The organism is Moorena sp. SIO2C4 (assembly GCF_010672485.1).
GTDB classification, from domain to species: domain Bacteria; phylum Cyanobacteriota; class Cyanobacteriia; order Cyanobacteriales; family Coleofasciculaceae; genus Moorena; species Moorena producens.
In genome coordinates this window covers 1-7,466 of record NZ_JAAHGN010000300.1, presented here as the reverse complement: position 1 = coordinate 7,466, position 7,466 = coordinate 1, and the positions used below count along the sequence as shown (strand labels likewise).

Here is a 7,466-nt window from a genome sequence, read left to right as displayed (position 1 = left end):
GCCCTGGCGAACAGCTCGTCGCCGACACGCGCAAGCCCCAGCATCTGCATATTGCTACCGGTATGGATCCACTGCGAGAGTTCGACGTTATCCTTCAAGGCGTCGTTGCAAAGGCGCAGGAGTAGACCGGGATGGGCCAGGCTTTCGCGGCGGTAGTACACAAGTCTAGCAGAACCACATCTGGGCGGTTACCAGCAATTGCCTTTCTCCCTTGAGATATATCACCTGCCACCTCAACCTGCATTTTCCAGGCTGCTAGCTCTGAAGCTAACCCTTGCGCTAGTGTTAAATCATCATCCACAATCAGTAGTCGTGGGGAGTTGGAAATAGGGAATGGGGAGTGGAAAGTGGAGAGTGGTTTACTTTGACTAGGTTTTGGAAGGTTAGGCTCTGTCTCTAGTTGTTCTCCTAGTTCTACCACTAGTTGAGACATATGTGCTATGGTCTCTTTGCTAACTTTTTTCGCAGATTTCAATATCTGCTCAATCTCACGGGATTTGAGAGAAGCTTGATCAAAACCAAAGCTACCGAGGGAACCAGCTAGGGTGTGTGCCTCCCGTAAAGCCTCCTGTTCCAATTTTCCGCAGTCGTCACCATCTCGCCAAGCCGTCACCAACTGCTCCAATACATTGATCCGCTTGATATAGTTTGACTTCTGCTGTTCCCAAATAGCACTTAATCCTGATTGCTTTGGTTCTTGGGATTGAGCCTTAGGGAATGGGGAAACGGAACTATCACTCTTGCTCTTTGATTGTTTGAGGTTAGATGGTGTCTTTTTAGCTACTTTTTTGCCTTTGTTTTTCTCAGTCTTTGTTTGAGCTGAACCTTCCTCAGGGGGTTGTCTGAGCCGATACCCCAAGCCGTAGACAGTTTCAATTAAATCATTTTTGGCTCCAGCTTGCTTGAGTTTCCGCCTTAAACTTTTGATATGAGCTCTAACGGCATTTTCTGTAGGGGGTTCTTCAAAAGACCACAGATTATCTAGCAGGAAACTTTGGCTAAAGATGCGGTGGGGGTTCCGTAAAAACAGCTCTACTAGACCATACTCCTTAGGTGTCAGATGCAAGAGTTCCTGATCGTAGCTGACCTGGCAGTTACTGGGGTCAAGGTGGAGCAATCCCCACTCCAGCACCGGCAGTAGGGGGGTGCTGCTGCGGCGCAGCACTGCTCGAATTCTGGCTAATAATTCAGGTATGTCTAAGGGCTTGACTAAATAATCATCTGCTCCTGCGTCTAAAGCTTCGACTTTGTTAGTGCTGGTGTCTTGGGCAGTCAGGAGGATAATTGGAGTGCGATCGCGTGCGTTTCGCAGCTGCTTGCACAAGTCAATCCCAGTGAGCTTGGGAAGCATCCAATCTAGCAAAATCAAGTCATACTTAAGTATCTCTGCTAGTGCTATCCCCTCATCCCCATCTGTAGCTAGATCAACCTGATAATGTTGACTAGCTAGCGCTGCCGTTACTACTTTGGCAATACCTTCATCGTCTTCTACTAGCAGGATTCTCACAGGGACCTAACAGCTCCAGCACTAAGGGGATGAGTTAGTTTCTAAATTAGATATATAGGGATTAAATAAATAGTGACGACTTCGCCCAAATTCACAAAAATTTAGACGAAGTTTGATGGTTTTGACTTTGTTTAGCCCATGGCTGCCAAGATATCTTGAGCGTGGGTAGCGGTTTTTACCGTCTCATCAACGTGAGTAATTTTGCCCTCGCCGTTGATAATGTAGGTTACACGCTTGGAGTAACCGCCACCATCTACATCATAAGCCTTGGTAATTGCGCCATCCGTATCCGCTAGCAGGGTGAAAGGCAGACCATACTTTTCCTTAAATTGTTTGTGGGATGCCTCATCATCCATACTGACCCCAAGTACCACCATGTCTTTACCTTGATACTCAGTGTAGTTATCCCGAAAGCTTTGGGCTTCCTTGGTGCACCCTGGAGTATCGTCTTTGGGGTAAAAATAAAGCACTACAGTTTTTCCCGCAAAGTCCGACAGTGAAACGGTATTGCCTTCGTCGTCTTTGACAGTAAATGCTGGTGCATCCATGCCAACTTGAAGAGCCATAACTTTGGTTTCCTATAAAAATATACTGAACTTATGTATAAAGTTTACAGTAATACGACTTACGTAGTAACTTGACTTTTAGGGTGCCTTTTCTGTAAGCACCATTATACATAAGCACGCTTGTTGCCCAGTTTGCCCTAGGTCTTGAGTAAATTCAAAAATTTCTAGAGTAAATTACAATAGGTTGGCCTCTAAAGTCAAAAAAACCTTAATATAGAGATAATCGGCGGTCAGTATAGTTCTGAGATTTAGTAACTGTGGCAAGAACTTCAATTCAGTCTCAAGGTAGCCAGCCTATTCAATATCCTGACCGAACTACTAAGCGTGCAGAGCAAGCAATGCGCTGTTTGCCATTCCGGATGCCTCTATTGGCAGCGATGCGTTCTAGCAGTGTTCCACTCTTATCTATAGTAGGTCTTGAAGGTGTCGAGAAAAACTACACAACGCGCCCTAGGTCTGAATTGGCAGTAGAAAACGATTTAATGTGGTTGATTCAAGTGGGTGTATTACGTCGAGAAGTAGACGGTCAGGGAATTACGGATAGTTTTCGATTGACACCTTTGGGTCGTCAGTTGTTAGAAAAGTGGGAACGGCTTGGAGAAACCTTACCTCCACCCTCATTATCAGATCGACTCGATCATACCTTGAATCGCTGGCTAAGATTGTCGGTTTAAATCAAGTTGGTGACAGGGTGATATCTAAATTTATTGATCATCTAGGCTAGTTCTGACGCCCTAACCCTGAATTATGAAAGCGATTATGGTGGTGGGTACTACATCCCACGCAGGAAAATCCTTGATAACCACAGCTCTATGTCGCCTTCTATCGCGACAAGGCTGGCGTGTCTGTCCCTTTAAGGGTCAGAACATGGCTCTAAATGCCTATGTTACACCCAATGGTGGAGAAATTGGACATGCCCAAGCAGTACAAGCTTGGGCTGCAGGTGTCATTCCCTGTGTGGAAATGAACCCAATTTTACTCAAACCCCAGGGTGACATGACCTCCCAGGTGATTCTTATGGGTAAAGCCGTAGGGAAGGTTAGTGCTGCGGAGTACTACGAAAAGTACTTTGATAAGGGTTGGCAGGTGATTGAAGAATCACTGCGACGTTTAACCAATGAGTTTGATTTAGTCGTGTGTGAGGGAGCTGGTAGCCCAGTAGAAATTAATATCAAGCATCGCGACTTGACCAATATGCGAGTGGCGCGGTACCTCAAAGCTCCCACCTTGCTGGTGGTAGATATTGACCGTGGAGGGTCTTTTGCTCAGGTAATCGGTACTCTCGAACTGCTCGAACCAGAGGAGAGAGCTTTGATTAAAGGTGTCGTGATTAATAAGTTTAGGGGTCAGCGATCGCTGCTCGAACCCGGGATAAAATGGTTAGAAGAACGCACTGGTATTCCTGTAGTTGGAGTTATTCCCTGGATTGATATACTGTTTCCCGCTGAAGATTCCCTTGACTTACTAGATCGCAACACCAGGAACAAGTCCAATAAGGAAGTCACTATCGTAGTAATTCGTTTACCTCGAATTTCTAACTTTACTGATTTTGACCCCCTGGAAGCTGAACCCAGCGTCTTTTTGAAATATCTGTCACCAAACGAAACCTTGGGATATCCAGATGCAGTTATTCTCCCAGGGACAAAAACTACCATTGCGGACATGATGGTACTCCAAAAAAGTGGCATGGCTGAGCAAATTCAAAACTATGCTGCCTCAGGTGGGACAATTTTGGGAATTTGTGGGGGATTTCAAATGCTAGGCAAAAGCCTAGTTGATCCTGATGGCTTAGAAGGTAAACAGGGACGTCATCCAGGATTAGGCTTGTTGCCCTTAAAAACCTTGATTACTAGTGGCAAAGTTGCCCGTCAACGGATGGTGACATCAAATTATCCTCAAGTTGGCTTACCGATTACCGGTTACGAAATTCATCAGGGGCGTTCGCGACTGCTTGAGGCGGAGATGGGAGACAATAAATCTGCTTATCGAGCTTTATTCGATGACCATGGTTTGGGCATTGTTGACGTGAATCAATCAATTTGGGGCAGCTATCTCCATGGAATGTTTGACAATAGTCCTTGGCGACGTGCCTGGTTGAATCAACTGCGCTCCAGACGAGGGCTACCTTCTCTCCCTACTGGGGTTGTCAACTATCGGGAACAACGAGAAGCGCTTTTGAATTCACTGGCTGATACTATCGAATCTCATCTTGATTTAACCCCGATTTTAAGGTCTTAGACCGTTAACTATCAGATTAGTTTTGTCAAAAGGAAAAAGTAAACTTGAGAATGGAAAATGGAAAATGGAAAATCGTTAAGGGAAATTATAAATTAAAAATTAACTAAACAATTAACAATAAAAAACTAACAAATGAAATGACTAATCAAACATGAGTGTAAGCGTTCGCTTTCTACCAGATGATGTGACAATTGAGGCCGAAGTTGGAGAACCCATCCTTCTAGTGGCTGAAAGGGCTGGTGTGTTCATTGCCACAGGTTGCCTGATGGGTTCTTGTCATGCCTGTGAGGTAGATATAGAAAATGGACCGACTGTTTGTTCTTGTATCACTGCTGTACCTGCAGGTTATGAACAGCTGACGATTAATCTATACTCTGACACCAATTGGTAGTCTATTATTGTAAGCATTCAGCGGTCAGCAGTCAGCGGTCAGCTTTGTGACACAGGCTCCAAACCTGGGGCTTTAGTAACATTAAACGAATGTTTAACTGTTTTCTTCAAAAGCTGTTCGGTGTAGCGTTCGCGTAGCCCATTAGCTGATAGCTGAATGCTTAGGTATATTACTACCATGGCAATCGGCTTTCGTCAAGGTCACTAGTTGATTTAACTGTCCACTAACCTTGGCCTTTCGGCCACGCTACGCGAACAACCTACCCTACACCGAATCGCCTTGGCCGAACAACCTTCAACCTTCAACCTTCAACCTTCAAACTTCAACCTTCAAGCAATTTGCCATTGGCTATTTTCTCTGGTAGCTGCTCAATAATGCCACCTCCGAGCACCAGCTCCCCGTCATACAGAACAGCAGCCTGTCCTGGGGTGATGCTGAATTGTGCTTCATAGAACACTAATCTGATCCGATTTCCTTCTAGAGGAATCACATTCACAGGTACAGCAGGTGAGCGATAGCGAACTTGCACAGAAGCTCGAATCGGAACAGTAGGTTGCTGAATCGATACCCAATTGACCCGATGAACCGTACATTCAGCTTGGGTGGCTTGGTGGCGTTCCCCTACAATTACCCGATTCCTGGCTGCATCCAGGGCAATCACATACAAGGGATTGGGAGCAGCTATACCTAGCCCTTTCCGTTGTCCAATGGTGTAGTGGTGAATTCCCTGATGTTGCCCTACCACATTTCCATCCAAGTCCACGATGTCACCTGTGGTTTGGGAAATATACTTGTCCAGGAACTTCTGCATGGAACCGTGGGATTCGATTAAACACAAGTCCTGACTTTCTGGTTTATCAGCAGTCTTGAGATTATACTCAGCAGCCAGGCGTCGCGTTTCCGTTTTCTTAAGTTCTCCCAAAGGAAATAGGGAAGCCGCCAACAGGTCTTGAGTCAAGTCATACAGGAAGTATGACTGGTCTTTTGTCAAGTCTATTGCTCGCCGCAATTGATAGCGATCGCATTCAGCATCATAAGTAATCCGGGCATAGTGACCTGTGGCTATTTTATCAATCCCCAATGTCTGATGGGCATAGCTCAGCATCGGACCAAACTTTACTGCTTTGTTGCACTGAGAACAGGGGAGTGGAGTAATCCCAGATTGGTAACCCGAGACTAAGTAATCCACAATGTTTTCCTGAAAAACATCGCGACTGTCCACAATGTGGTGGGGAATTCCTAATTGTTCACAGATAAACGCTGCATCGACCATTCCCTCAGAGCAGCATTGACCCTTGCCTTTCATTAACCAAAGGGTCAATCCTACAACTTCGTATCCTTTGTGATAGAGGGTGGCGGCAGCTACGGAACTGTCTACCCCGCCAGACAAGCCAACGACAACTTTATTCATCAACTCAACAGATTTCTGCCTTAGGGAGGTATTGCATTGTATAGTATTATTGTAGTCCTCCTGACCCCTAAGTCCGTCTACCTTAAGTCGAGTCAACTACCGCACACTGACCCTAACGGGTACAGTGTGGGCTTGAATAAAGCTTGTTGACCAGACGGCTAGAAAAATCTAGCAGCCGTTAGTGCCAAGAGTTAAAGTTCGTACCTTGGGATGCGTGCCAGTTCCAAGCTCTACAACCGGGTAATTAAACAGGCCATACGGGAAAGCCAGTGTTATTCGGAAAGTACCGAGCACTAACACCGTCGAGGCAAACCTTACCAAGAAATTGAGACGTGCAGTAATGTACACTTTTGTTCTAGATAAAAACCTCAAACCCCTAGACCCCTGCCATCCGGCGCGGGCAAGAAAATTACTCAATACGGGACGCGCTAAGGTGTTCAAGCGTTACCCATTTACGATCGTCCTACTAGACAGGACGGTCAAACATTCACTGACCCATCCCCACCGATGCAAAATTGATCCAGGTTCCAAAACTACGGGTATGGCTGTAGTTCAAGAGCAGACCGGACGGGTGACTAATGCTTTGGAGATAGAACACCGAGGACAGCAAATTAAGAACGCTCTTGACTCTCGTAGACAGTTAAGACGGGGGCGACGCAGTCGAAAACTCCGGTATCGCAAGCGAAGGTTTCTTAACCGGACTCGCTCAGAAGGCTGGCTCCCACCATCCCTTGAAAGTCGGATCGCGAACGTCGAAACCTGGGTTAGTCGGATTCTAAAGGTATGTCCTATCACTGCACTTTCTCAAGAGTTAGTGAGATTCGACATGCAGAAGATGCAGAACCTCGAAATTAGCGGCATTGAGTACCAGCGAGGAGAACTGTTCGGTTTTGAAGTGAAGGAATATTTACTTCAAAAATGGGGCAGAAAATGCGCTTATTGCGGCACTGAGGGAACCCCGCTCGAAATCGAACATATCCGAGCCTTAAGCAAGGGGGGGTCGAACCGAGTGAGCAACCTAACCCTAGCTTGCCGCTCTTGCAATCAAGCCAAGGGCAACAAGCCTGTCGAGGTGTTCCTCAAAAAGAAACCCATGGTATTAAAGCGGGTGTTAGCGAAAGCATTAGTCCCGTTGAAAGATGCAGCAGCGGTTAATACGAGCCGATGGGAATTGTTTAGGAGACTCAAAGCAATCGGATTGCCAGTAGAAATGGGCTCTGGCGGTCAGACTAAATTCAACCGTAAACTCCGGGGTATTGCCAAAACGCACTGGGCGGATGCGGCTTGCGTTGGGGCTTCTACTCCCGAAAGACTATTCCTGAAAGGGGACAAACCTCTGATCGCCAAAGCCAA

At 46.2% G+C, this 7,466-nt stretch carries 9 protein-coding genes; 5 read left to right on the top strand and 4 right to left on the bottom strand.

Features of this window, described 5'->3' with window-relative positions:
* Positions 1-94: 94 nt before the first annotated feature.
* Positions 95-1,507 carry a response regulator gene (locus F6K20_RS16880; RefSeq protein WP_287295378.1) on the bottom strand — a complete coding sequence of 471 codons (1,413 nt, stop codon included), beginning with the start codon at positions 1,505-1,507 and terminating at the stop codon, positions 95-97.
* A gap of 131 nt (positions 1,508-1,638) precedes the next feature.
* On the bottom strand, positions 1,639-2,073 hold the full coding sequence (locus tag F6K20_RS16875) for a peroxiredoxin (protein ID WP_008179068.1): 435 nt from the start codon (positions 2,071-2,073) through the stop codon (positions 1,639-1,641).
* Positions 2,074-2,330: 257 nt separating this feature from the next.
* On the opposite strand from F6K20_RS16875, the gene F6K20_RS16870 reads away from it, so the two are divergent.
* The 3 genes from F6K20_RS16870 (at position 2,331) to F6K20_RS16860 (ending at position 4,702) form a co-directional block, all read left to right on the top strand.
* On the top strand, positions 2,331-2,747 hold the full coding sequence (locus F6K20_RS16870; protein WP_008179066.1) for an Npun_F0494 family protein: 417 nt from the start codon (positions 2,331-2,333) through the stop codon (positions 2,745-2,747).
* Positions 2,748-2,820: 73 nt separating this feature from the next.
* A complete protein-coding gene (gene cobQ, locus F6K20_RS16865) occupies positions 2,821-4,311 on the top strand; it encodes a cobyric acid synthase CobQ (RefSeq protein WP_287267067.1) in 1,491 nt (496 codons plus the stop codon).
* 151 nt (positions 4,312-4,462) lie between these two features.
* Complete coding sequence (locus tag F6K20_RS16860) at positions 4,463-4,702, top strand: 2Fe-2S iron-sulfur cluster-binding protein (protein ID WP_008179060.1); 240 nt, start codon at positions 4,463-4,465, stop codon at positions 4,700-4,702.
* A 38-nt stretch (positions 4,703-4,740) separates the two neighbouring features.
* Here the strand turns inward: F6K20_RS16860 and F6K20_RS16855 are convergent, their stop codons facing one another.
* Entirely contained in the window at positions 4,741-4,881 is a 141-nt protein-coding gene (locus F6K20_RS16855; protein ID WP_287248821.1) for a hypothetical protein, read from the bottom strand.
* Positions 4,882-4,931: 50 nt separating this feature from the next.
* Here F6K20_RS16855 and F6K20_RS16850 point away from each other — a divergent pair, with 50 nt between their 5' ends.
* Positions 4,932-5,066, top strand: a complete 135-nt coding sequence (locus F6K20_RS16850) for a hypothetical protein (RefSeq protein WP_267871977.1) — start codon at positions 4,932-4,934, stop codon at positions 5,064-5,066.
* On the opposite strand, the gene mnmA is transcribed toward F6K20_RS16850, so the two are convergent.
* Positions 5,025-6,113 (bottom strand): tRNA 2-thiouridine(34) synthase MnmA, encoded by a 1,089-nt coding sequence (mnmA, locus tag F6K20_RS16845; protein WP_008179058.1) that lies wholly within the window; start codon positions 6,111-6,113, stop codon positions 5,025-5,027. The genes F6K20_RS16850 and mnmA overlap by 42 nt on opposite strands.
* Before the next feature lie 340 nt (positions 6,114-6,453).
* Between mnmA and iscB the strand changes: the two genes are divergently transcribed.
* Positions 6,454-7,466 (top strand): RNA-guided endonuclease IscB (gene iscB, locus F6K20_RS16840; protein WP_287295376.1); only part of this gene is annotated, 1,013 nt, incomplete at its 3' end.